Here is a 23,672-nt window from a genome sequence, read left to right as displayed (position 1 = left end):
GCACGATATTTTGAAAATTTTTAATACTGATTAGGTGATGTTATGTCTACATCGGATGCACAGCATTCAGCAGATTTAAATGCACAAACAGTTTCAGCAATCGCCAATCTTGCTCGATTGTCGCTCAATGATACGCAATCTGCTGAATATGCTCAAAGTCTAAATAAAATTTTAGGCATGATGGAAACCTTAAAAGGCATTGATACTGAAGGCGTAGAACCTTTAAAAAGTCCTTTTGATAATCCTCAACCTTTACGTGCTGATGTGGTAACAGAAAGCAATCATCGAGATGAGTACCAAGCAGTTGCACCTGCAACTCAAGATGGTTTGTATCTTGTTCCTCGCGTGATTGAATAACTTTTACTCAATTAACCCATCTTCCCTATTTTGAATGTAAAGAAATTTTACTCATGACTGATTTACATCGCTTATCAATTCGTGAACTTGCTGAGGGCTTAAGCCAATCGAAGTTTTCATCTCGCGAACTGACTGAACACTATTTGCAACGTATTGCGAAACTCGATTCACAAGTTAAAAGCTATGTGACGGTTACACCTGAACAAGCGCTTGCAGAAGCTGACGCTGCCGATGCTGTATTAAAAGCTGGTAATGCAACTGCTCTAACGGGTATTCCTCTGGCACACAAAGATATTTTTTGTACCAAAGGCATTAAAACAACTGCTGGTTCAAAAATTCTTGATAACTTCATCTCTCCTTACGATGCAACTGTTGTTGAAAAAACTAAAGCTGCTGGTCTAGTCACTTTAGGTAAAGTGAACATGGACGAGTTTGCCATGGGTTCAACTTCGGAAAGCTCGTATGTTGGAGCAACGAGCAACCCATGGGCACTTGACCGTGTTCCGGGTGGTTCATCTGGTGGCTCTGCTGCTGCCGTAGCTGCTGACTTAGCACCTTTTGCTACTGGTACTGACACAGGTGGTTCAATTCGCCAACCTGCTTCTTTCTGTGGCTTAACAGGCTTAAAACCGACTTATGGTCGTGTGTCTCGCTTCGGGATCATTGCCTACGCATCATCACTTGACCAAGCAGGTCCAATGGCACGTTCTGCTGAAGACTGTGCTTACCTGATGAATGTGCTTGCAGGTCACGATGCAAAAGATTCAACTTCTGTTAAAAAAGAAGTCGATGACTACATTGCGAACTTAAATGGTACATCTGTAAAAGGTTTACGCATTGGTATTCCTAAACAGTACTTTAACGTTGTTGGTTTAGATGCTGACGTAAAAGCTCGTATTGAAGAGTCTTTGAAAAAGCTTGAAGAAATGGGCGCAACACTTGTTGAGATTGACCTCAACATGACTGAAGCCTATGTCCCAACGTATTACCTCATCGCGCCAGCAGAAGCATCTTCTAACTTATCTCGTTATGACGGTGTTCGTTATGGTCACCGCTGTGAAAACCCAGCTGACTTGATGGATCTTTACAAGCGCTCACGTTCAGAAGGTTTTGGTCCAGAAGTTCAACGTCGTATCCTTATTGGTACTTATGCACTCTCTGCGGGTTATTACGATGCTTACTATGTGAAAGCACAAAAAGTACGTCGTTTAATTCAACAAGACTTCTTAAAAGCATTTGAAAATGTAGACGTGATTGCTGCTCCTTCTGCACCAACGACTGCTTACAAAATTGGTGCGAACTTAAGTCCAACTGAAATGTATTTAGGCGATATCTATACACTTGCAGTGAACTTAGCAGGCTTACCAGCGATTAATGCTCCTGTTGGTTTTGATAAAGACAGCTTACCTGTAGGCTTACAATTAATTGGTAACTACTGGTCAGAATCGCAATTATTGTCAATTGTTCATCAATACCAACAAAACACTGACTGGCATACCAAACGTGCGGCAATTGCTGAGGAGAATGCATAATGGCTGAAGCTCAAAAGTTGAAATTGATTGACGGTTGGGAAGTCGTTATTGGTATCGAGATCCACACTCAGCTTGCAACCCATTCTAAAATTTTCTCTGGTTCATCAACTGAATTTGGTCAAGACCCAAACACGCAAGCAAGCCTTGTAGACTTGGCAATGCCGGGTGTACTCCCTGTTTTGAATGAAAAAGTAGTTGATCTTGCAATCCGCTTTGGCTTAGGGATTGATGCATACATCGATCAAGCATCTGTGTTTGCACGTAAAAACTATTTCTACCCAGATTCTCCAAAAGGCTATCAAATTAGCCAAATGGATAACCCGATTGTTGGCTTAGGCCACATCGACATCCAGCTTGAAGATGGCACAACCAAACGCATTGGTGTAACTCGTGCTCACCTTGAAGAAGATGCGGGTAAATCGATTCATGACCAATTTGAAGGCATGTCTGGAATTGACTTAAACCGTGCTGGCACACCTTTACTTGAAATCGTTTCTGAACCGGACATGCGTTCAGTTGAAGAAGCAGTGGCATATATCAAATCAATCCACACACTTGTGCGTTGGTTAGGTATTTCCGATGGTAACATGGCTGAAGGTTCATTCCGTGCAGACTGTAACGTGTCTTTACGTCGTCCGGGACAACCGTTTGGTACGCGCTGTGAGCTGAAAAACCTCAACTCATTCCGTTTCATTGAACAAGCGATCAATGTTGAAATTGAACGCCAAATGGAAATTTTGGAATACGGCGGAAGCATCGATCAAGAAACTCGTTTGTTCGATCCAAACAAAATGGAAACGCGTTCAATGCGTTCTAAAGAAGAAGCGAACGATTACCGCTACTTCCCAGATCCAGATTTGTTACCAGTGATTATTGCAGATGAGCAAATCGAAGCTGCTCGCGCTGCACTTCCAGAGCTACCTGCCGCACGTCGTGCACGCTTTATCGCAGACTTTGGTGTAACTGAGTACGATGCACATGTACTTACGCTTTCACGCGAAATGGCAGACTTCTTTGAAGCTGTTGTGTCTGCTGCGGGCGGTGCTGCACAAGGTAAAGTATCGGCAAACTGGGTGATGGGCGAATTCTCAGGCGCGTTAAACAAAGCAAACTTAGATTTGGCAGACTCTCCTGTTTCTGCTGAACAGCTTGGTGGCATGATTGCACGTATTGTTGATAACACCATCAGCGGCAAGATTGCAAAGCAAGTCTTTGGCTTTATGTGGGAATCGGAAGGTAAATCTGCCGATGACATTATTGCGGAAAAAGGCTTAAAGCAAGAAACTGACACTGGTGCGATTGAAGCAATCATTAAAGAAGTACTTACAGCTAATGAAAAAATGGTTGAAGAGTACAAGTCTGGTAAAGAAAAAGCCTTTAACGGTCTTGTAGGTCAAGTCATGAAAGCTTCTAAGGGTAAAGCTAACCCTGCTCAAGTAAATGAATTAATGAAGAAATTGATTGGTTAAGCTAATCCAATTTTTAGAAAAACCCGCTTTAGAGCGGGTTTTTTATCTATTTAAAAACTCAATGAATCCACAATAAATTTTTAAGCTATAACTATGCTGAACAGATTAACCATGAAAAATAGATTACTTATTACGACTTCTTTATTGTTAATAAACTCGACAATTTTTGCTCAAGCTATTCCAGTTCCAAAGAGTGAAGTAGCACCTATATTTAAAGCCGCGGATTTCAAAAAAACAAAACATGGCTGGAAAGGTAACTGCGATACTGGTGAAATTATTATTTATAAAGATCTGAATGGTGATAGCCGTAAAGATGCTGTTATTCAAGATAGTAGCAGTATGTGTTATGGCAATACGGGTGTTGGCTACTATATTGTTTCACAGCAAAAAGACGGTAAATGGGAAAAAATATTTAGCGACTCTGGCATACCTACCTTTTTGAAAACTAAAGGCAAAGATGGTTGGCCTGATATTGAAAATGGGGGGCCAGGCTTCTGTTTTGCTATTTATCGATGGAATGGTAAGGAATACGTCTTTAACCGTCGCGAATATCAACGTAAAGCTTGTGAGTTATAAAAAAAAGACCCCATAAATTTAAAAGCCTCAATTTATCGAGGCTTTTTTACATCACTTATGAAACATTCTTCGACTAAAGAATGCGCTTTTTTCTAAAGAATTACTCAGTGACTGTGCTAATTTAAATTAAGAACTCAGATAACTTAATATTTTAAAAAAGAGAGATAAATCATGTCTAAAAATATTTTAATGTTAGTCGGTGACTATGCTGAAGATTATGAAACTATGGTTCCCTTTCAGTTCTTAACTGGTTTAGGTTATACCGTGCATGCTGTTTGCCCCAATAAAAAGAATGGTGATCATATTGCGACGGCTATTCATGATTTTGAAGGCGAGCAAACTTATAGCGAAAAACGTGGCCACAACTTTGCGATTAACTATGATTTTGATGCCGTTAATACCGAAGACTATGTAGGTCTAGTTATTCCGGGTGGTCGTGCACCAGAATATTTACGCATGAATGAACGTGTTATCGAAATTGTGCGTGAGTTTGATCGAGTGAAAAAACCAATTGCAGCCGTATGCCATGGCGCTCAGTTACTGGCAGCTGCAGATGTATTACAAGGTCGCCTCTGCTCAGCTTATCCAGCATGTGCTGCCGAAGTAAAATTGGCAGGTGGACAATATGCAGATATTGCTGTGACTGAAGCAGTTACAGATGGTCATTTGGTGACAGCGCCTGCTTGGCCTGCACATCCAGCTTGGTTAGCGCAGTTTGTAAAAGTTTTAGGGGTGACGATTAGTATTTAAGTAGATCTTGCCATTAAAAATAAAACCTGCTGTTAGTTAGAAACACATTTCGTCTAATAGCAGGTTACGTTCATTTATTTGAGAAGCAGAAAACTAAATTACTATCTCGTGATTCCCAACTTATTCCAAATCTCTGGGGTTAAAAACGTCGTCACCAATTTATTTAAATCGATATAGCGCAATGTACCTTGTAACTGCTGTTTGACCGCTGGATCTTTAACAATATCTTCGCCCGCACTTTGACCTAACTGCTGGAAAGCCTCTCCGACTGCCTTAACACCTTCCGCCTGAATCACAGCTTTGGTTTGAGTAGAACATTGCTCTACGATTACACGTTGTAAAACCTGTGCCAGTTTTTGGTCTAACTGATCTTTTTGCTCAGGTGTTACATTACTAAATGCTTTTAAATCAGGATGGGCAGCTAAAGCCGTAAATGTCCATTGAAGCACAGTGGTTTTGTCTGAAGCCGTTGTAGCCTTAACTAAACAGTCACTTAACTGATCAACCGTTGGACCCGCCACCGCAATTTGTGTTGTACCCAGTACAGCAACTGCCATACAAACTGAATGGCTCAAATGTGAAAACTTACGGCGAGCAATCGCATAAACTTGACGTGACATAGGTCTAGCTCCAATAAATAATCTGTTCTTTGTATCACAGAGCTAGTGGTGTTACCTGTTATGACTCTGTAAATCGTCTATTTCTTCAAATTTAACAATTACTTTAATAATTAGCCCATTCCGGCATAATTCCATGCTTCTGGAATATTTGGCTGTTCTGGTGCTTTATTTAAATCAATATTTAAGTTTCTACTGCCCTGATAAGATTTTTCATCTGAATCTGAGGCAGGTGATACGCTTAAATTATAACGATAGCGGAATTGCCACATTAGCGGTTTGACTGGATGAATATCCAAACTTAAAGAATCCTCATCATGACAATTTCCTTGAGAACTTTCATAATCTTGCTCAGAAAAACAAGCTCTGATCATACGACTAAAACTAAATGGATAATTCGCAATAAATTGATGTGTAGTGCCAGCATCTGTTAACTCATAAAAACTAGCTCGTTCAATATTCGCACCGCCTCCTGAGTACATTTCAGAAAATGAGTCGATTACAGCAATGGCATAACGGTTTTGGGTCATAGGAAAAAGCTTGGGAAAAATAAATTGCCCATCAGATGTACCCTCCTTTTGAGTAGAGAGATTTACATGCCACTGTTTCGATAGTTTGAGTCCCTTTGTAGAGCCGTTAAATTGAATAATATCTCCACCCGACAGAAGCCATAACTGCCGATCTGCTGTTTTTAAAACTCGCCATTGGTCAAGATGCTCGCAAAGCTTTTTAACTTGTATGCAAAGTTGCGCCTGCTCATTCTGACTTAATTGTGTTTTTTTAAACTCTAAAATACTTAAGGACGCAGCAAAAGCAGGCTTGGCAAAACAAGCAAACATTCCTGCTATAACTAAGAAAGCTATCTCTATTTTACTTTTAATCATTTTTTTATTTTCCTAATGAGATTTCTTCAAAAAAATGGCTATTTTACAATAGCTTCAATTCGATCAAGCTCCCACACCCCACCTGCTGCCAAGCCTTTGCACATCCCTGTCCACATATCTTTTGTGTGTACAAAACTCTTACCGTCCCAGACCCATTCTTCACTTGCCCAGCAATCGCCTATGCCTCTTCCTTTTTGAGCACTACTAATAATACCGCTATCGAAATCAGAAGCTGTTTCTGTCACAAACGTTGCTTTACCAATCAAAGACTCATCGAGCACCCATGCCCCATCCCCCTCGTTATAAGCACCTCTCCAACACAACGTAGTCGCCAAAACTTTCTTATTGGTTAGTTTATATAGCTCGATTTCTTGTGGCTCAGCTCCATCACTATTACCTCCATAAATTCCTTCACAAAAGTCTTCTTTAGGATTTGGATTAACTGCCATCAAGCTACGGTGTATTACTTGGTACTGCTTGCTTTTAGGCTGTAAAGTTAAATAAGGTTTAGCTGTAGTTTTAATATGTTTAACAACCAATTTTGGCTCAGGCATAAGTACTTTAGTTTCATTGGCACTGCCCTTTTTAACCAAAGCACCAACAGTCCCAATACGCTTCTGAAAATCATCCATTTTTAATAACACAGCGGTCATTCCTGCATCGGAAATTTTCCATTCATGCTGTGTATTTTTAAATAAAATTTCAGTTTTCTGTTTAGACTGTTGTAGTACAGCATTGATTTGCGAACTGTTTAATTTACCCATTATTGGCAAATCGGTACCATCTATAGTCACAGCACCTAAATCTTTGCCATTTACATAAAAATGAATATTTTTAAGCTGATTGGCTGGCAAACTTTGCTCATAGTCTGATAAAGCAAATTCAGCTTGCACAGCTTGTTTGGACCCTGCTTTACGTACCAATAAAAGTGATGCTGGATTATCGCCATTTTCTTCATTTTGATAGCCTGCAGCTTTACATGTACCCGTATTGCTACAAGAGATTTCCCATTCTTGGTGTGAAAATGAAATACCTTTTATGTCTTGAGCAAAGCCATAAGAACTGATGACTGATAAACAGCAAATTGAAAGGATTTTTTTCATTTTTCATGTCTCTGCTGGTCTGTTTTATTATTAAGTTAAAACAGTTTAAAATTTTGGACTAACATCTAGTTTAAAAGAATATGCTAGGTTGATATAAAATTTAAATGATTACTTTTTTAAAATGAAAAAACTGAATTTTTTACTATGTGTCACATTAGTGGGTACAGCTTCAATTACACATGCCGAAGTAAAAAGCTTTACTCCTCATTTCCCAAAGTTTTATAGCTCTGCCGCAACTCGCAAAGCAGATAATCAGCTCTACGCTCTCGGAGAAGCAAAATTTTTAAATGGTATTACAGTGCCATTTTATGGTGTTACTGCGCTGAGCCCAACAGATGATGGTTTACTTAAAGATTTTGAAAAATGCACACTAAAAAATTGCCGCTTTAATTTTAAGCTTGATGCTCAACATGCCAAGCAGCTTAAGCTTCTGGCATTACCTGAAACAGGGTTAGTGCTTGTGCCTAGAAATTGGCAAGATGTGCAAGCAAATGCAGGTGCCAACGGTAGTGGTTTTGCTCTAATAATGAGTCCAGATCAAAAACAAGCAATAGAACTTTATGACTCTTCATTTTGTGTTGGATGTGGATTGCCAAATGCAACGCTCTACTTTCCTGAACTGTTAAAAGAAAGTATTGAAAATGAGTTTGGTGGCTATAAAGACCCTAAAAAACTCATCAATATTGTTCATCCTTCTAAAAAAGTGGCTTTTTTTAGTTATCAAATTCCGCAAGTGAATAATAAAACACATGGCATTGCTAAATATGATGACGAAGACACTTTCAACTATAAAGAAATTCAAGTCACCTTAGATAAATCACAACAGTCATTAGTTGGTCCTATTCTCAATTTTTATAACGCGACTCATTAAGTCCACAAATAAAAGAAAACCCGCTTTCGCGGGTTTTCTTTTATTTATGTAGTATCGATTCAAAAGCTTTTAAACGCTTATAAATCGAAAGTAGTTCAATAATTGTTTTCCATGAACTAATTAAATATTGGAAAGATTCACGTACACGTCCAAACACATTTGCAATTTGTTGAATTAAACCTAATGTAAGTTTACCAGCAGCAATTGATGGGAAAAGAACAACTAAGTTATATAAAATATCAAGTTGACCATACCAAATCGCTGTCATATTAAAATAGGCATAATGGAAATAGAGACGGAAGTAGTTTTTCCGTACATTACTAAATAATTCACGCAAGGTAGCAGGTTTTGCACGGTCTGCATGATCTTCGCCATAGACCAACTCCTTACGATACGCAGCCTCTACTTTTTGATTGTTAAATTGTAAGCCTGGTAATTTTACACCTACGACCATTAACAGAACAGTTCCGAAAATTGACCAGACTATTGCCGCCCAAACTAAAGAATGATCTAACTCTCCAATAAGGGGTAATGTAGGAACGTATTTAGATAGATGAAATAAAATAGGTAAAAACGCAATCAATGTAATGATTGCTTTCACCAGCTCAACACCTAAATCTTCCAAAATAGTTGCAAAGCGCATCGTATCTTCTTGCACACGTTGTGAGGCACCTTCTACATGACGCAGCTTTTCCCAATGTTCTGTGTAGTATTCATTCATTGCCGTACGCCAACGAAATACATAATGACTGGTAAAAAAAGCATTAATCACGGCTAGAGTTACAGCCACCATTGCAATATAAAGAAACACTAAGGTCTCACTATAAAGTGCCGAAACATTTCCCCCGCCACTAGAAAGCATTTTTTGAATTAAATCCCAAAATGGTACATACCATGCATTAATCGCAACACTGACCTGAACGCTGAACCAGATATTAAATAAAATAAATGCAGAGCCCCATATAGACCAACGCTGCCATGGATTATTAGAAATTATCTTCCAAAAACCAGCAAAAAGAGCAGTAGAGACTAAAAACCAGAGATAGAACCATAAAAATGCAGGTGACCAAAATCGACTTACACCAATAGGTAACTCAGCATCTGCATAACCATGAGGAAAGCCTAAATACTCCCCCCAATGATCCCCACCTGTATACCAGAGCACCATATTTAGCGCGAGCCAAACGACCACTGATATAAAAAAATACCGTGGTGATGGAAAAAATGATTTGAACATTGAGCGTGGATATCCTTATATTTCTTCAAATTTACAATGGAAGGAATACTAAAACCTAAACCTTAAAATTGTGAAGTACAAAGTTTAGAGAATTGTCAGTTTTTCTCGTTTCATTGAAGGATTTGATCGTTTTTTTGTAAATTCATCCCTTTTTGGCAATTTAATCCATTTAAATTACCTTGTATATGACTCTCGATAGAGCCATATACGGCTTTTATAACACAGCAATATCAGAGATTAAATCTCTTCTTTACGCACAATATAGCCTTCCAACTGCATTGCCTGAATCAGCAAATCTAGATCCGAAGCGCTTTTAAGCTCAACATCAACACTCACGGCGCTTTCTTTGGCACGACTGGTTGCTGCAAAGCGCTCATGACGCAATTCATAAATATTACCACCTTGCTCAGCAATAATTGCTGTTAAACGGGCCAAAGCACCCGGGTTATCTGGCAATTCAACACGAATACGGACCATTCGACCTGTACGCGTTAAATGACGTTGCAATACAGAGACCATAACGCGTGTATCAATATTGCCACCAGACAGCACTACACCTAATTTATGACCTAAAAAGAGATCAGGACGAGACATAATTGCAGCAATACCTGTCGCACCAGCCCCTTCACACACTGTTTTCTCAATATTAAGTAACAGTGCAATTGCCTCTTCAATCATGTCTTCTGTGACAACAACAATGTCATCAACATATTGTTTAGCAACTTGAGTCGTAAGCTCACCCGGAGTTTTTACCGCGATACCTTCTGCAACTGTAGAGCCCATTGAAACTGCATGCTGATAATTACAGAGGAGTTTCGCCATACTTGGATATACAACCGATTGCACCCCAATAATTTTAATTTTAGGATTTATAGCCTTAGCAGCAATCGCAATACCAGAAATTAGACCACCACCACCAATTGGCACAACTAAAATATCTAGTTCAGGCACAGCTGCAAGCATTTCGAGCGCAATGGTCCCCTGACCTGCAATAATTTCTGCATCATCGAATGGATGGATAATCGTTAAAGATTCTTCTTGTGCTAAACGATGCATTTCAGCAGCAGCTTCTGAAAAGTCTTGTCCATGCAAAATAACGCGTGCGCCGTATTCACGTACTCGCTGTACCTTAACATTTGGCGTCGTCTTCGGCATCACAATGGTCGCTGTTACGCCTGTGCGCTGAGCATGATACGCTACGCCTTGCGCATGATTACCTGCCGAAGCTGCAATAACACCATGTTGTTTTTCTTGGTCAGATAAACACAACAGTTTATTCAGTGCACCCCGCTCTTTAAAAGAAGCTGTAAATTGTAAGTTTTCAAATTTCAGCCACATCTCAGCCCCTAAGGTTTTAGAAATGGTTTCTGAGAAAACAAAAGGAGTTTTTACGACTAAACCTTCCAAACGCTCTGCGGCAGCATGAACATCATCTAATGTTGGAAACCCATTTTTAACCTGTTGCTGTATCATTTATCTAGTCAGCCTCAATACATTACAAATCAATTATTTTTTAAAAATGACATCAATATTTTATATTGGTCATCAGAGTTTTCAGCATATCCAACATATACCTAATATACAAAAATTTTTATTCCAAAAATTAAGGATTTAAACTCATATAAAAAAAGCCCTAATCAGGCTTTTTATTTAATTTTCAAAATATTAACGTTAAATTATTGAGTTTGTGCACTTAACCCTTCAGTAGACATATTCTGTTCAGCTATTTTTTCATCAATAGCAAACTGAATATCGGAAAGTTTGGCATTGGCAGCATCGATGCCCGATTTCATGGTAGCTTCACGGCCTTTCACATCAAAAATATGGGCTTTTTCTCTTAAATCTGGCTGAATAACAACATCCGCATATTGTAATTCTTCTGCTGCTAAACGACCTTGCATAATATTAATATTCTGGTTAAACAGTCCCCAGACATTCGATGTTTCTGTGTAAATCGGCTGAGCTAAAATATCAACAGCAATAATCACATCAGCGCCTAAATCTCGTGCGACTTCAACTGGTACTGGGCTGACTAAACCGCCATCGACATATTCTGATTTTCCAATTTTAGTAGGTACAAACATACTCGGAATTGAAGCAGATGCCCTAACAGCTTGTCCCGTATTGCCATAGTTAAATACAGTTTTAGTGCCATGCTTTAATTCGGTTGCAACCACATACATTGGAATTTTCATTTTTTCGAGTGGCATGTTGTTTACTTGCTGGTTAACGTAGTTTTCTACTTTTTTACCATCAAAAAAACCTTTTAGTCCGATACTAATATCACGTACATCGCCAGCTTTCATTTTTAAAGCAGTATCACGTAATTGAGCAGGACTTTTGCCACTGGCATAAAGTGCTCCAACAATACTACCCGCACTGGTACCTACAATAAAATCTGGTCGGATACCATGTTGCTCCAAAACCTCAATCACACCGATATGGGCATAACCTCGTGCTCCACCACTACCCAAAACGAGCGCAACAATAGGACGCTTTTGCTGTTTTTTAATTCGTGCAAATGGCTGATCAACAGAGCGAGCATAGGCCTCCGTCGTTTGCGGTTTTAGAGCAGCAGACAAATGTGTAGTGGTCTGGCATCCTGCCAACACTATAGAGAGTCCGAGAACCCACAATTTAAGCTGTTTCATGGCCTATCTTCGCACTATGAGGTTTAAGTTCGGATTGCAATTTTAGTTGCTAGTCTCGTGAAAAGCTGTATCGAATTTATTTAATTTGTCATGTTTAAAATTTAGACTCAAGTATTTTATCTGTCCCCCTATGAAAAAGGCCCCTTATTTATAAGAGGCCTTTTTTAACTTACCAGATATCTGAATCGACTTTTTTCTTCAATTCCGGATATTTATCAATTTTAAACTCAGGCTCTTTAATGCCTTTTTTCAATTGTTCACGGTAATCTTTCAACAATGTGCGTGCCATCGGTGTTAACAGTAAAATTGCAATCAAGTTAATGGTTGCCATGATACCCATAAACAAGTCGGCCATAGACCAAACGAGTGGAACACTACCAATTGCACCGAAGTACACCATCACCAATACAAAAATTCGGAAGATGAACATGACTTTCGGATTGTTATTAATAAACTGTACATTACCTTCTGCATAGGCATAGTTACCTAATACAGCTGAATAACAGAATAAGAATAATAGAACAGCAAGGAAGTCTGATCCCCAATGTCCCACTTGAGTTTCTAAAGCACGTTGTGTTAATTCAACACCGACAAAACCTGCATCTTGGTAAACGCCAGAAACCAAAATAATGATTGCGGTACTTGTACATACAATAAAAGTATCTACAAATACACCGAGCATTTGTACCAAACCTTGGTTTACAGGATGTTTTACATCAGACGCAGCTGCTGCGTTTGGTGCAGAACCCATACCTGCTTCGTTAGAGAATAAACCACGCTTAATCCCTTGCATCATTGCCATTGACACTGCCGCACCAAAGAAACCACCTGCTGCAGACTTAAAATTGAAAGCATCAGTTACAATCAGCTTTAAAATATCAGGCAAAATTGCATAGTTACTGATTGCAATATAGAGAGCAACAGATAGATAAAGACCTGCTTTTAAAGGTACAAACATCTCTGCAAATTTAGCGATACGCTTAATACCACCAAAAATTGCCAATGCCACTAAAACTACAAGAGCAAGACCAACCCATGAAATTTCTAGATCAACACCACCTAAATGAGCAATAAGATTAGCTTTGTCCCAACCCCAAGCATGTGAAGATGCATTAGCAATCGCATTGATTTGAACCGAGTTGAATACGAAACCGTAGGTAAAGATCAATGCAAGTGCGAAGACCACACCAAAGGTTTTACTGCGTAAACCTTGAGTAATATAGTAGGCCGGTCCACCGCGGAACTGTTTAGTCTTACTATCTCTAACTTTAAATAGTTGAGCAAGCGTAGACTCAATAAAAGCAGAGCTCATACCAAGTACAGCTGTTACCCACATCCAGAACACTGCACCAGGGCCACCAATTGCGATGGCAATTGCTACACCAGCAATATTACCTACCCCAACACGGCTCGCAAGGCCTGTTACAAACGCCTGAAAAGGTGTAAGACCATGCTCATCTTCGCCTTCTGTACGACTGCTTTTCATCACTCGGATACTTTGCAAGAACATGCGAATTTGCACCGCTCCTGTTAAGACCGTATAAAAAACACCTACAGCCAGCAAGAAAATAACCAAAAAGTCCCATAAAGGGTCATTAAAAAATTTTACCCACGACATCAGTGTGGCATTGAGTTGTTCATTCATACTCGGTCCGCTTACGTTCCTTGCTAATGTGCTAAAAGCACATGCCAAAATACTGCAATAAACAAAAAAGCCCCTAGAAACCGGGACTTTTCAGTAAATTCAAGAAAAAACTTTTAATGTCAATTGAATAGCAATTATCGTCACAAGTTTAAGCAACATCATGCCCAACACTAAGCCTTTGAAGGTTGCATGAGAGAAAGCGACCTTCAGACAAAATAATATCATTGCACTACTGAAAATTTCCGCTTTTGGAAAAACAGTATGCATCGACTCAGCTACAAACTTGGAAACTAACAAATGACCACCGCTAAATAAACTCGTCTAATGATTCCCATCAATCAAGCGAGTTATACAAAATCTGGATTTAAGCCAATAAGCATATTTACATATACTTTTGAGCAAATGTCTAAACTGGATATAAATTTCAAAGACTGTAACAAGCGATCGCCATAACGCGACTATCTGCGCCCTTTTCTCCATGATCAAAGAAGAGTGCGTTTAGACCTGTACTAAGCTGTTGTATTTTTTGTGGCCCAGTAGCTGCGTGAGTTACGTTCATTTTCATGGTTGCAATGGTAATCGCCAATCCTTGTTTCATGAACTGCTTGTTGATGAGTGGTAGACTCATGTAAAGCTCCTATACCTCGTGTATTTCTCCATTTCTGCACCTAAATCCTTTTGTAAAGGGATTTTGTTTGCAGCCACTATTTCCTAACGTGAGTATGGAGAAATCATACCTGCGTAAAAAAGTCGGTATTATGCAGAAATTTAAAGTTTTGTGTATATTTTTCATTAAAATTTTATATAAAAAATGGTCATATTTTATATAAAACTATCCGTTTTGTACTGTTTTTAAACATATTATACCTTTTTTTCAATTGAATATTTTTCACCCACTCACTGTTATGCTTTTATTTTTATAACCGACAAAATCATACTATTTTGTCTATTTAAATCTAAAGTGGCATATTCGAATTATGATTAATCAGACAATATGTCTAAACTAATTAAATTATCATACCTGTAAGAATATCTCTTTTCTAATATTTTTTGCTTATAAATGAAGTACTTTCAAAACATGAAATTAAGCTTCAATAAAGTATGAAATATTTAAGAAAATGATATAGGAGTATCTCATGAATCTGGAACAAGTTCGTCTCGTTGATGAAGCTATCACTTCTCGACATTCTGTCCGCGCTTTTTTAAATACTCCAATTGAGTCAGGAGTTATTAAAGATATATTACAAGTCGCAAGTCGAGCACCTTCTGGAACAAATACTCAACCGTGGAAAGTCTATGTAGTAACAGGCAACAAGCGTAATGAAATGGTTGAACGTGTCTGTGCAGCACAAATCGAAGTTTCAAAAAACCCGGAACTTGCAGAACAATATAAAGAAACTTTTGCCTATTACCCTGAAAAATGGATATCCCCTTTTATTGACCGCCGCCGCGAAAATGGTTGGGGGCTCTATGGTCTACTCGAAATTAAAAAGGGCGAAAAAGAAAAAATGGCTGAACAACAGTTACGTAACTTTAAACTGTTTGATGCACCAGCCGGCCTTTTCTTTACAGTAAATAAAACCATGGGAATCGGGTCTAAAATGGATATCGCAATGATGATCCAAAACGTGATGGTTGCTGCTAAGGCACGAGGTTTAGATACATGCCCACAAGCAGCTTGGAACCATTTTCACCCTATTGTTTTAGATATCTTGGGTGCATCAGATGATGAAGAGCTAGTTTGTGCAATTGCGTTAGGTCATGCTGATCCTAATCACATTGTAAATACCTTCATTACACCTAGAGAACCTGTCGAAAATTTCACAGTTTTTCTAGACGAATAAGATCTAAGTCGCCATTCTTTTAAAACTATGAGAATGGCTTTATTGTTACCTGTTTCGTCGCTTTTAATACGACAATAAAACCGCTTAGTGTAAATAACACCATCATCACGCCCATGTTGAGCGATGCAGACCAAATAAGGAAGTTAAGTAATACGCCACCTAAAAGGCCACAAGCGAATTGCATACTTCCCATAATTGCACTCGCCGTACCTGCGCGAGCACCTTGTTTAGACATTGCGAGCGCCATTGCATTTGGTCCTGTTAAACCAATGCCTGAAATAGCTAAAAATAGCCCTAACATAACAAGCCATAAAGGCGCAGCGGGAATTAAACCCGCCACAAAAACGATAATGGCTCCAGTCACTTGCACGACTGAACCTGTCTTTAACCGTTTAGTGATTTCAACACGTGATGTTAAATGCTTATTTAAAGATGACATCAACATAATGCCAAAAGCATTTAGTCCAAATGCGTAAGCAAACTCCTGCTGATTAAGTCCGTACTGATCCATGAATACCGCTGGTGCTGAGCTGATATAACAAAATAGCGCGGCTCCTGTTAAACACCCTGCAAACATAGGTAAGCGGAAACTTGCATCTTTGAAAATAGCCCCATAGAGGGTCACTACTTGATATGGTGAAAGCTTAAGTCTTTTATCAGTTGCCAAGGTCTCTTTAAAAAAGAAATGTACGCACAACCAGCATATTACACCAACAATTGAAAGGGCAATAAAAATAGCTTGCCAAGGGAACCAGATTAAAATCCATGCTCCAATCATCGGTGCCAAAATTGGTGCAAGTCCCATTACAATCATCATGCTTGAAAAAGCTTGCGCTGAGCCTTGAACATCTAATTTATCGCGTATTGCTGCACGAGCCATAACTACGCCGACACAGCCACCTAAAGCTTGCAAAATACGCGCAGCAATCAAGCCCCATTCATTTGTCGCCAACACGCAAAATAAGCTTGCGACTGCATAAAGCGCGAGACCAAAATAAAGTGGTTTTTTTCTACCAATCCGGTCGCTTAGAGGACCATAAACCAACTGCCCAACAGCTAGGCCAAAAAAGTAAGCTGGTAGTGTATTGGCCACCATTTGTGTACTTACCCCAAAATCATGCGCCATTTGTGGCAAAGCAGGTAAGTACATATCGATGGATAATGGCCCTAAAGCCGTAAGTAAAGCGAGCAACATAATCCAGCCAATAGAGTATTGACGCTGGGCTGTTTGTTCAGACATAACGATATTTCATTTTTCAATCATTTGCATACAGACAAGCTTACACTGTCTATCGTATGATTTGTGCAACATTGGTGTAGAAATACACAAATCCTTTATCCTCAGGTTGATCAGCAAGGACTTCCTTTGAAATCTTGGTTTAAACGCCTAAAAAGAGCGACTTATAACACAACATTTATGTATAACGTGCGAATGCTGATAGCCTTTTCAGGAACTGCTTTCGTGCCTTATTTTTTAGGCTATCAATTAGCAACAATTCCCCTCACTTTAGGTGTAGTCGCGGCAGGCTTAAGCGATATTGATGATCGCTTTTCCGTGCGAATCATGAACCTGATTTATACTTATATTGGGTTCTTTGTTACCGCAGCTTCTGTACAACTACTTTTCCCCTACCCAATGGCTTTTGCTTTGGGGTTAATTGCGTCATGTATTGGCTGGATTTTACTAGGCTCATTAGGACGTCGTTACGCAACCATCTCTTATGGCTGTTTAGTTGTTTCAGTCTATACCATGCTAGGTGTTCACCTTTTTGATCATTGGTATATCCAACCTGCCCTTTTAGTTGCAGGCGCCGCGTGGTATGGCCTCATTGCTACTATTAGCTTTTTATTATTTCCGGTTCGACAACTACAAGACAAACTGGCTGCTTCTTATGCATCCCTAGGTGATTTTCTTTTTGCAAAATCAAACTTGTTTGATGTAGATATGACTCCTGCCAGCTATCAGCAAAGTATGATCGAGCTGTCGTTAGAAAACGGTAAGTTAATTACGATTTTTAATGACTTAAAAACAGCTTTATTGACTCGTTTAAAAGGCGACCGTGGGCAAAAAGATACACGCCGAAGCTTACATTATTATTTTGTTGCTCAAGATATTCATGAACGTGCTGACTCAGCTCATATTGACTATCAAAAATTAGCCAAAATTTTTCAGCACAGTGATATTTTATTTAGATTCCAACGAATTTTGGCGGTTCAAGGCAAAGCTTGCCAAGAGTTAAATGAATGTATTTTGCAACGTAAACCTTATAACCATAATAAAAGGTTTAAACAAAGCTTTGAAAACCTACGCCTCTCTTTAGAAAAGTTACGTCGTGATCAACATTATGACCTTTTATGGGTGAATGCTCTTTTCGCTTTATACCAAAATTTAAAATCTATCGACTCCCAATTACTCAACTTGGAAACTGAACAACACATTCAATCGGATAAAGTCAAACAAGCCGAGAACCAGCTGAAAGATGATGATTTACAAGGATGGAATGATATCGTCATCCGAATAAAACAGAACTTAACTCCTGAATCTGTTCTGTTCCGCCACGCAATTCGCGTCTCGATTGTTCTGTTTATTGGATATGTGTTTATTCAAATGACTCATATTGAATATGGCTATTGGATTATGCTTACAGCCCTATTTGTAAGCCAACCCAACTTTAACGCGACCAAACGCCGCTTACGTTTACGAATTGTTGGGACATTAGTTGGTATTCTCGTTGGACTTGCGATTATCTTCTTAATTCCTTCGACCGAAGGACAACTATTCATGTTGATATTAAGTGGAGTGCTGTTTTTTGAATTACGCAGTAAACAATATGCGCAGGCAACTGCCTTTATCACCATTTTGGCATTAATTAACTTTAACCTAGACGGTTCAGCGATGGCTGCTGCCATTCCTCGATTTGTAGATACCTTAATGGGATGTGCTTTAGCTTGGTTTGGTGTGACCTTTATTTGGCCTGACTGGAAATTCCGACGCTTACCTCGCAACATCAGACGCTCACTACAAGCCCAATGTAATTATTTAGCTGAAGTCGTTAAACAATATCATGAAGGCCGTAATCATGCGCTAAATTACCGAATTGTACGTCGAGCTGCGCATAATACAGATGCTGAAGTTGCTTCGCTTATTTCAACTTTAGCAACTGAACCAGACTTTGACCCGACTCGTAAATCCGATATTTTTGAATTTTTATGTTTAAACCATACATTTTTAAGTTATATCGCAGCACTTGGGGCACATCGAGAAAACATTCATGATCAAGCTGTTCTTAAACTATTAGACCAAGCACTTGATGATATTCAAGGTGCTCTATTAAGAGACGAAATGCCTGATCTTACAGCACAAAATATGCTCCAAACGGTTCGTCAACGTCTAAGCCAAAATGATGAAAATGACCAAAAATCACTCATTATTTTACAGCAGCTCTCGCTCATGCTTGGTGTGTTGAACAGATTTAGTATGTTAAAACAACGGTTAAGTCATGATCTTGATAATGATGCCAGTGAGCTTGCATCATTATAAATTTGACTCGGAATTTAGTATTAAATTGGCATAATATCCTTTCCTGACCTATGCCAATTAGTGCTAAACTTAAAACAGTTTACAATTTGTTATTTGCACTATGACCGCGAAAACTTTATACGCTTATACGCTTCAGCCTGTTCCCTATGACGTGTCAGAAGCTGAACAACGTAATGCTCAGCTTCTTATCTGGCGCAGCACCAATAAAATCAGCACAAAAATTTGGGCGATTATGGGTGCAGTTTTAGTCCTAGCTATTTTAGGCCTTGTTCTTATCAAGAACTACTCTACTATTTTTTGCTGGGTTGCTATTGTCGCTGTAGTACTTTACTACCTAGGTCGTAAATACGGATTAGAATGGTACGTTAAACGCAAAATGAATGAATTTCCGGTACAGGAAATCAAAGGGATTCGTTTAGGTGTACAGCCTCATGGCATCGTGATGCGCCAACAAATGGGCCATCAAGAAGGTGTTGGTACAATTGGATGGAAAAATATCTATGAATGGTACAACGCACCTGATTTTATTTTGGTAAATTTCAAAGTAAAAGATCCAAAAGGCCAAGAACAACAAGGTGCTTATATTTTACCTAAGCGCATGGATTCTAAAAACTTCTCGTTCAATACGATTCGCACTCACTTAAAAGAATCTGTAGGCGAACCGAAAACCCTGTAAGTTTTGATTTTATAGAAAGCCTCCTTATGGAGGTTTTTTAGTACAGTAAAAACAAATGATAATGAAAATTAATATTACCTCCAAAATCCATATTATCTACTCAATCTTCGGCTATACTTCGTTACAAGATCTCCATCATATTTACATTTTCGACCATGTTTAAAAAAATTTTATTTCAAATTCATTGGTTTCTGGGTATTACTGCTGGCCTCATCTTATCAATTATGGGTGTAACAGGTGCAATTTATTCTTATGACCAACAGATTTTAAAATGGGTGAATTCTGATAGTTATGTTGTTCAAGCTGAAAACACACCAAAATTAACGCCTGCTCAGCTATATCAACATTTCAATACAACTCAGCCTGAAACTAAAATTAATAGCATTACGATTGCCAAGGACCCCACCTCTTCTTCTGTTGTAAATATTGAAAAAGAAGGGGAACGTCGTGGCTACAATATGATGGTTAACCCGTATAACGCTCAAGTTCTGCCCGATGTTAAAGGCCGAAAGTTGTTGTTACTCATACAACAAATTCATCGTAATTTAACCGCTGGTGAAGTTGGCAAACAAATTACTGGTGCCTGTGCACTCATGTTAATTTACTTCGTACTCAGTGGATTGTATTTACGCTGGCCTAAAAAGCATTCTGCCCGTCAATGGCTCGCTGTTAAACCTAAATTGAAAGGCCGAAATTTCATCTGGGATCTACATGCTGTTGTTGGTACATGGGTCATTGTTTTTTATCTTCTTTTCGCATGTACGGGTCTATATTGGTCTTATGACTGGTGGCGTAGTGGCATGTTCAAAGTGATGGGCGTTGAACAACCTAAACCACAAGGCCATGGCGCTACTCCTCAAAATCGCGGAATGCAACAAGGCAAACGATCTGACCATAATAATGATAAAAAAGCAGAACCACAATTAGACAATACTCAGGTCATTACGGCACTTAATCAAACATGGAGCGGCTTCAATAGCCAGGTCGGACGTGATTATTCGACCCTAACATTAAGTTTACCTAAAAAAGATGATGGAAAAATTGAGTTAAGCTTTGTCGATGCGATGCCACAACACGAACGTGCACGCAACCAAGCCATCTATAATTATCAAACTGGCAATATCGAAAAGATGGAGCTTTACGAAGATAAAAAGCTTAATCAAAAGATCATGAGCAGTATGTTACCCGTGCATCGTGGTAGCTTCTTTGGACCAATTTATCAATTTGCTGCAATGCTTGCTTCATTGGCAATGCCTTTATTCTTTGCTACAGGGTTGATGCTTTATCTTAAACGTCGTAAACAGAAAAAATTGACACAGGCCGCTCGTCAGTCTTTAGCTGGACAATACATTGATCCAAATGCAAAACCTTGGCTTATTACCTATGCAACTCAAACTGGCGTCGCTGAGCAACTCGCTTGGAGTACAGCGACAAGTTTACAAGAAGCTCATCAACCCGTTCAGGTTAAACCTGTACAGCAACTAACACAGTCTGATTTAGAGCAGCATGAGCAGGTTTTATTTGTAATCAGTACTTATGGTACTGGTGATGCGCCTGATCTCGCTACAAGCTTTGCTAAAAAGCTTTTAAAAGTGGATCTGGAACTTAAGCACATGAACTATGCCGTTTTGGCGCTAGGCTCTAGAGAATATCCTGATACGTATTGTAGTTTTGGACATGCGGTAGATGTCTGGCTTAAAACTAATGGTGCTCATGCCCTCTTTAGTACGATTGAAGTTGATAATGCAAACTTATCGGATATTCAAAACTGGAATCAGGCACTCGCGAAAGCAACTAAATTAGATTTGCATGCTGTAAATTTAGAAAAAGTCTTTGATACATGGATATTGCAACAACGTGACTTACTCAACCCAAATAGCTTAGGTCAACCTGCTTATAATATTGAGCTTAATGCAAAGCACGAAGCACTATGGCAAGCGGGTGATATTGCTGAAATTCAACCTAGCAATAGCTCTGAACGTATTCACGATTTTCTGCAGAAGCATCATATTCTAAAAAATACCAAAGTTGACTCATTACAGATTTCGATTGAAAAAGCACTTTGGAATAAAGATTTAACAGGCGAAATTGAACCATTTGCTAATGTAGATCATTTATTAGAACAGCTCCCGACTCTACCAACACGCGAATATTCAATTGCCAGCATTCCTTCCCAGCAAGTGCTTCGTTTAGTTGTTCGTCAACAATATGATGCATCTGGAAATTTAGGTTTAGGTTCTGGATGGCTGACTCAACACACACAAGTCAATGATGAAATTGCTTTACGTATTCGTACCAACGAATCATTCCATCTTATTGATGACAACCGCCCTATTATTTGTATTGGTAACGGCACCGGAATTGCGGGCTTAATGAGCCTATTACACACGCGTACTCGTCATAATTACACTGAGAACTGGTTAATCTTTGGTGAACGTCAAAGAGCATGTGATTTCTTCTATGCATCAACAATTGAAGCATGGCAAACAACAGGAATGTTAAAACGCTTAGATTTAGCATTTTCCAGAGATCAAGAACAACGCGTATATGTTCAAGATGTAATCCGTCAAAATGCAGCCGAATTAGTAAGCTGGATAGAACGCGGTGCTATTCTCTATGTCTGCGGTAGTATTGATGGCATGGCAAGCGGAGTCGACCAAGCGCTTGTTGAAATTCTAGGTGATGAACAGCTAGATGAATTAAGACAACAAGGCCGTTATCGCCGTGATGTTTATTAAAGGCCAATAAATAAAAAACCGAGTAATAGCGCAAATGCTTTACTCGGTTTTTTATTGCATTCAGAATGATTTTGCATACACTGTCTGCAATTCAAATTGCAACTCTAAACACAATGCAAGTCAGTAAGTGGATCCGTATTTTCCTAGCAATCATTGGTTCAATTTTATTTCTAGATGGGCTAGTTCTAATTTGTCTCAATAAAATTAATCTCGGTACAATTATCCCTTTAATTTTGGGCGCTTTCTTCTGCCTCTATTCTTTATTTTATTATCATTTAGAACGTTTTTTCTTCTATCATTACCGCTTACATACTTTTTGGCGTTTCGGCTGGTTATGCCTCTGGATCTGGCTAATTAGCTTAGGCTATTTTTTTGACTTTATTAAAGAGAATAAAGAAACAAGTCAAAACCTCCCTCCAGTAAATGCCATCATCGTATTAGGTAGTGGTGTTGAAAATGGTCAACCATCCAAAACTCTTGCAAAACGTTTAGATGCAGCTGCCCCTATTGCCCTAAAACAGCTTCAAGCAAAAGTTATTTTAACTGGCGGTCTGGATTTTTCAGAAAAGGAAAGCGAAGCATTAGTGATGTCTCGTTATCTAGAGCAAAAGTATCATTTAGCAAAAGAACGAATGATACTTGAAGATAAAAGTACCAGTACTGAGCTTAATTTAAAAAATAGTAAGCCCCTATTAGCACAGCAAAACATTACCCTTAACCAACCAATAGCTATTGTAACAAGTGATTTTCACACTCCACGAGCAGCGGCTATTGCTAAAAAACAAGGTTATACGCAAGTTTATACGGTGGCGGCAGAAACACCTTTAGCTACTCGCTACAACTCTTGGTTACGAGAATACTTTGCTTTTGCAAGTGGATGGTTTTTAAAAGAATATTAAGACGAACTAATTTCAAAACTGCTATTAAAAATGGCAGTTTTTTTATCTAAGAAATATTCGCTCTTGCCACAAATGAATTTAATAAAAATTATAAATAATGTCCATAAAGATAGATCTTTATGCACAAGCGAGTAAGATGAATTTAATGAGAATAAAGTGCCTAATCGGTCTAAAACAAAGCTCTTAATAAAATTTTTGGCAAATATTTTTAATTTATAACTCAGACTATAATGCTTAAATCAGTCAAATAATTCGTTTATCTAGTAAATAATTCAAATTACA

General features: G+C 38.8%; 21 protein-coding genes. 11 read left to right on the top strand and 10 right to left on the bottom strand.

The annotated features are described in order from the left end of the window. The first annotated feature begins 42 nt into the window (after window positions 1–42). The 5 genes from gatC to NL42_RS18300 all read left to right on the top strand — a co-directional run bounded on the left by gatC (window position 43) and on the right by NL42_RS18300 (window position 4,684). Window positions 43–357, top strand: coding sequence for an Asp-tRNA(Asn)/Glu-tRNA(Gln) amidotransferase subunit GatC (gene gatC / locus NL42_RS18320; protein ID WP_000107699.1), 315 nt, complete (start codon window positions 43–45; stop codon window positions 355–357). A gap of 53 nt (window positions 358–410) precedes the next feature. Beyond that, window positions 411–1,889 (top strand): Asp-tRNA(Asn)/Glu-tRNA(Gln) amidotransferase subunit GatA, encoded by a 1,479-nt coding sequence (gene gatA / locus NL42_RS18315; protein WP_461313834.1) that lies wholly within the window; start codon window positions 411–413, stop codon window positions 1,887–1,889. Beyond that, window positions 1,889–3,358 carry an Asp-tRNA(Asn)/Glu-tRNA(Gln) amidotransferase subunit GatB gene (gatB, locus tag NL42_RS18310; protein ID WP_461313833.1) on the top strand — a complete coding sequence of 490 codons (1,470 nt, stop codon included), beginning with the start codon at window positions 1,889–1,891 and terminating at the stop codon, window positions 3,356–3,358. Before gatA ends, gatB begins: the two co-directional genes overlap by 1 nt. 111 nt (window positions 3,359–3,469) lie before the next feature. Then, window positions 3,470–3,934, top strand: a complete 465-nt coding sequence (locus NL42_RS18305) for a hypothetical protein (RefSeq protein WP_461313832.1) — start codon at window positions 3,470–3,472, stop codon at window positions 3,932–3,934. A gap of 171 nt (window positions 3,935–4,105) precedes the next feature. After that, window positions 4,106–4,684 (top strand): DJ-1/PfpI family protein, encoded by a 579-nt coding sequence (locus NL42_RS18300; RefSeq protein ID WP_461313831.1) that lies wholly within the window; start codon window positions 4,106–4,108, stop codon window positions 4,682–4,684. A gap of 101 nt (window positions 4,685–4,785) precedes the next feature. Here NL42_RS18300 and NL42_RS18295 read toward each other — a convergent pair whose 3' ends face one another. The 3 genes from NL42_RS18295 to NL42_RS18285 all read right to left on the bottom strand — a co-directional run bounded on the left by NL42_RS18295 (window position 4,786) and on the right by NL42_RS18285 (window position 7,288). Beyond that, window positions 4,786–5,304, bottom strand: coding sequence for a hypothetical protein (locus tag NL42_RS18295; protein ID WP_461313830.1), 519 nt, complete (start codon window positions 5,302–5,304; stop codon window positions 4,786–4,788). A 110-nt stretch (window positions 5,305–5,414) separates the two neighbouring features. Then, window positions 5,415–6,185, bottom strand: a complete 771-nt coding sequence (locus NL42_RS18290) for a hypothetical protein (protein WP_461313829.1) — start codon at window positions 6,183–6,185, stop codon at window positions 5,415–5,417. Window positions 6,186–6,223: 38 nt separating this feature from the next. Then, a complete protein-coding gene (locus NL42_RS18285; RefSeq protein ID WP_461313828.1) occupies window positions 6,224–7,288 on the bottom strand; it encodes a DUF1176 domain-containing protein in 1,065 nt (354 codons plus the stop codon). A 121-nt stretch (window positions 7,289–7,409) separates the two neighbouring features. Between NL42_RS18285 and NL42_RS18280 the strand changes: the two genes are divergently transcribed. After that, the gene (locus NL42_RS18280; RefSeq protein ID WP_461313827.1) at window positions 7,410–8,159 is read left to right on the top strand and encodes a DUF4850 domain-containing protein; all 750 of its coding nucleotides are present in this window, start codon (window positions 7,410–7,412) and stop codon (window positions 8,157–8,159) included. Window positions 8,160–8,199: 40 nt separating this feature from the next. Here the strand turns inward: NL42_RS18280 and sbmA are convergent, their stop codons facing one another. The 6 genes from sbmA to NL42_RS18250 all read right to left on the bottom strand — a co-directional run bounded on the left by sbmA (window position 8,200) and on the right by NL42_RS18250 (window position 14,320). Further along, window positions 8,200–9,396: a peptide antibiotic transporter SbmA gene (gene sbmA / locus NL42_RS18275; protein ID WP_461313826.1), complete on the bottom strand. Its 1,197-nt coding sequence runs from the start codon at window positions 9,394–9,396 to the stop codon at window positions 8,200–8,202. Between the two features lie 237 nt (window positions 9,397–9,633). Next, window positions 9,634–10,869 carry a threonine ammonia-lyase gene (locus tag NL42_RS18270; RefSeq protein ID WP_461313825.1) on the bottom strand — a complete coding sequence of 412 codons (1,236 nt, stop codon included), beginning with the start codon at window positions 10,867–10,869 and terminating at the stop codon, window positions 9,634–9,636. A 203-nt stretch (window positions 10,870–11,072) separates the two neighbouring features. Further along, window positions 11,073–12,047: a patatin-like phospholipase family protein gene (locus NL42_RS18265; protein ID WP_461313824.1), complete on the bottom strand. Its 975-nt coding sequence runs from the start codon at window positions 12,045–12,047 to the stop codon at window positions 11,073–11,075. 169 nt (window positions 12,048–12,216) lie between these two features. Then, window positions 12,217–13,692: an alanine/glycine:cation symporter family protein gene (locus NL42_RS18260; RefSeq protein ID WP_461313823.1), complete on the bottom strand. Its 1,476-nt coding sequence runs from the start codon at window positions 13,690–13,692 to the stop codon at window positions 12,217–12,219. Between the two features lie 99 nt (window positions 13,693–13,791). Further along, window positions 13,792–13,932, bottom strand: a complete 141-nt coding sequence (locus NL42_RS18255) for a hypothetical protein (protein WP_132071758.1) — start codon at window positions 13,930–13,932, stop codon at window positions 13,792–13,794. Window positions 13,933–14,116: 184 nt separating this feature from the next. Continuing rightward, window positions 14,117–14,320 (bottom strand): hypothetical protein, encoded by a 204-nt coding sequence (locus tag NL42_RS18250; RefSeq protein WP_151743387.1) that lies wholly within the window; start codon window positions 14,318–14,320, stop codon window positions 14,117–14,119. A 508-nt stretch (window positions 14,321–14,828) separates the two neighbouring features. Here NL42_RS18250 and NL42_RS18245 point away from each other — a divergent pair. Beyond that, complete coding sequence (locus NL42_RS18245) at window positions 14,829–15,536, top strand: nitroreductase (protein ID WP_004639026.1); 708 nt, start codon at window positions 14,829–14,831, stop codon at window positions 15,534–15,536. Window positions 15,537–15,561: 25 nt separating this feature from the next. On the opposite strand, the gene NL42_RS18240 is transcribed toward NL42_RS18245, so the two are convergent. Next, the gene (locus NL42_RS18240; protein WP_461313822.1) at window positions 15,562–16,776 is read right to left on the bottom strand and encodes a multidrug effflux MFS transporter; all 1,215 of its coding nucleotides are present in this window, start codon (window positions 16,774–16,776) and stop codon (window positions 15,562–15,564) included. 126 nt (window positions 16,777–16,902) lie between these two features. Between NL42_RS18240 and yccS the strand changes: the two genes are divergently transcribed. The 4 genes from yccS to NL42_RS18220 all read left to right on the top strand — a co-directional run bounded on the left by yccS (window position 16,903) and on the right by NL42_RS18220 (window position 23,390). After that, the gene (yccS, locus tag NL42_RS18235) at window positions 16,903–19,077 is read left to right on the top strand and encodes a YccS family putative transporter (RefSeq protein ID WP_461313821.1); all 2,175 of its coding nucleotides are present in this window, start codon (window positions 16,903–16,905) and stop codon (window positions 19,075–19,077) included. Window positions 19,078–19,177: 100 nt separating this feature from the next. After that, window positions 19,178–19,753, top strand: coding sequence for a hypothetical protein (locus tag NL42_RS18230; protein WP_461313820.1), 576 nt, complete (start codon window positions 19,178–19,180; stop codon window positions 19,751–19,753). A gap of 155 nt (window positions 19,754–19,908) precedes the next feature. Then, complete coding sequence (locus NL42_RS18225; protein ID WP_461313819.1) at window positions 19,909–22,491, top strand: PepSY domain-containing protein; 2,583 nt, start codon at window positions 19,909–19,911, stop codon at window positions 22,489–22,491. 113 nt (window positions 22,492–22,604) lie between these two features. Then, window positions 22,605–23,390, top strand: coding sequence for a YdcF family protein (locus NL42_RS18220; RefSeq protein ID WP_461313843.1), 786 nt, complete (start codon window positions 22,605–22,607; stop codon window positions 23,388–23,390). Window positions 23,391–23,672: the final 282 nt, after the last annotated feature.

Source organism: Acinetobacter sp. GN11, assembly GCF_054823985.1.
This window is presented reverse-complemented; position numbering and strand designations above follow the sequence as displayed.

Bases quoted from the DNA above. Each gene is read 5' to 3' on its own strand.
- gatC (WP_000107699.1), top strand. From the start codon at position 43: ATGTCTACATCGGATGCACAGCATTCAGCAGATTTAAATGCACAAACA.
- gatA (WP_461313834.1), top strand. From the start codon at position 411: ATGACTGATTTACATCGCTTATCAATTCGTGAACTTGCTGAGGGCTTA.
- gatB (WP_461313833.1), top strand. From the start codon at position 1,889: ATGGCTGAAGCTCAAAAGTTGAAATTGATTGACGGTTGGGAAGTCGTT.
- NL42_RS18305 (WP_461313832.1), top strand. From the start codon at position 3,470: ATGAAAAATAGATTACTTATTACGACTTCTTTATTGTTAATAAACTCG.
- NL42_RS18300 (WP_461313831.1), top strand. From the start codon at position 4,106: ATGTCTAAAAATATTTTAATGTTAGTCGGTGACTATGCTGAAGATTAT.
- NL42_RS18295 (WP_461313830.1), bottom strand. From the start codon at position 5,304: ATGTCACGTCAAGTTTATGCGATTGCTCGCCGTAAGTTTTCACATTTG.
- NL42_RS18290 (WP_461313829.1), bottom strand. From the start codon at position 6,185: ATGATTAAAAGTAAAATAGAGATAGCTTTCTTAGTTATAGCAGGAATG.
- NL42_RS18285 (WP_461313828.1), bottom strand. From the start codon at position 7,288: ATGAAAAAAATCCTTTCAATTTGCTGTTTATCAGTCATCAGTTCTTAT.
- NL42_RS18280 (WP_461313827.1), top strand. From the start codon at position 7,410: ATGAAAAAACTGAATTTTTTACTATGTGTCACATTAGTGGGTACAGCT.
- sbmA (WP_461313826.1), bottom strand. From the start codon at position 9,396: ATGTTCAAATCATTTTTTCCATCACCACGGTATTTTTTTATATCAGTG.
- NL42_RS18270 (WP_461313825.1), bottom strand. From the start codon at position 10,869: ATGATACAGCAACAGGTTAAAAATGGGTTTCCAACATTAGATGATGTT.
- NL42_RS18265 (WP_461313824.1), bottom strand. From the start codon at position 12,047: ATGAAACAGCTTAAATTGTGGGTTCTCGGACTCTCTATAGTGTTGGCA.
- NL42_RS18260 (WP_461313823.1), bottom strand. From the start codon at position 13,692: ATGAATGAACAACTCAATGCCACACTGATGTCGTGGGTAAAATTTTTT.
- NL42_RS18250 (WP_151743387.1), bottom strand. From the start codon at position 14,320: ATGAGTCTACCACTCATCAACAAGCAGTTCATGAAACAAGGATTGGCG.
- NL42_RS18245 (WP_004639026.1), top strand. From the start codon at position 14,829: ATGAATCTGGAACAAGTTCGTCTCGTTGATGAAGCTATCACTTCTCGA.
- NL42_RS18240 (WP_461313822.1), bottom strand. From the start codon at position 16,776: ATGTCTGAACAAACAGCCCAGCGTCAATACTCTATTGGCTGGATTATG.
- NL42_RS18230 (WP_461313820.1), top strand. From the start codon at position 19,178: ATGACCGCGAAAACTTTATACGCTTATACGCTTCAGCCTGTTCCCTAT.
- NL42_RS18225 (WP_461313819.1), top strand. From the start codon at position 19,909: ATGTTTAAAAAAATTTTATTTCAAATTCATTGGTTTCTGGGTATTACT.
- NL42_RS18220 (WP_461313843.1), top strand. From the start codon at position 22,605: ATGCAAGTCAGTAAGTGGATCCGTATTTTCCTAGCAATCATTGGTTCA.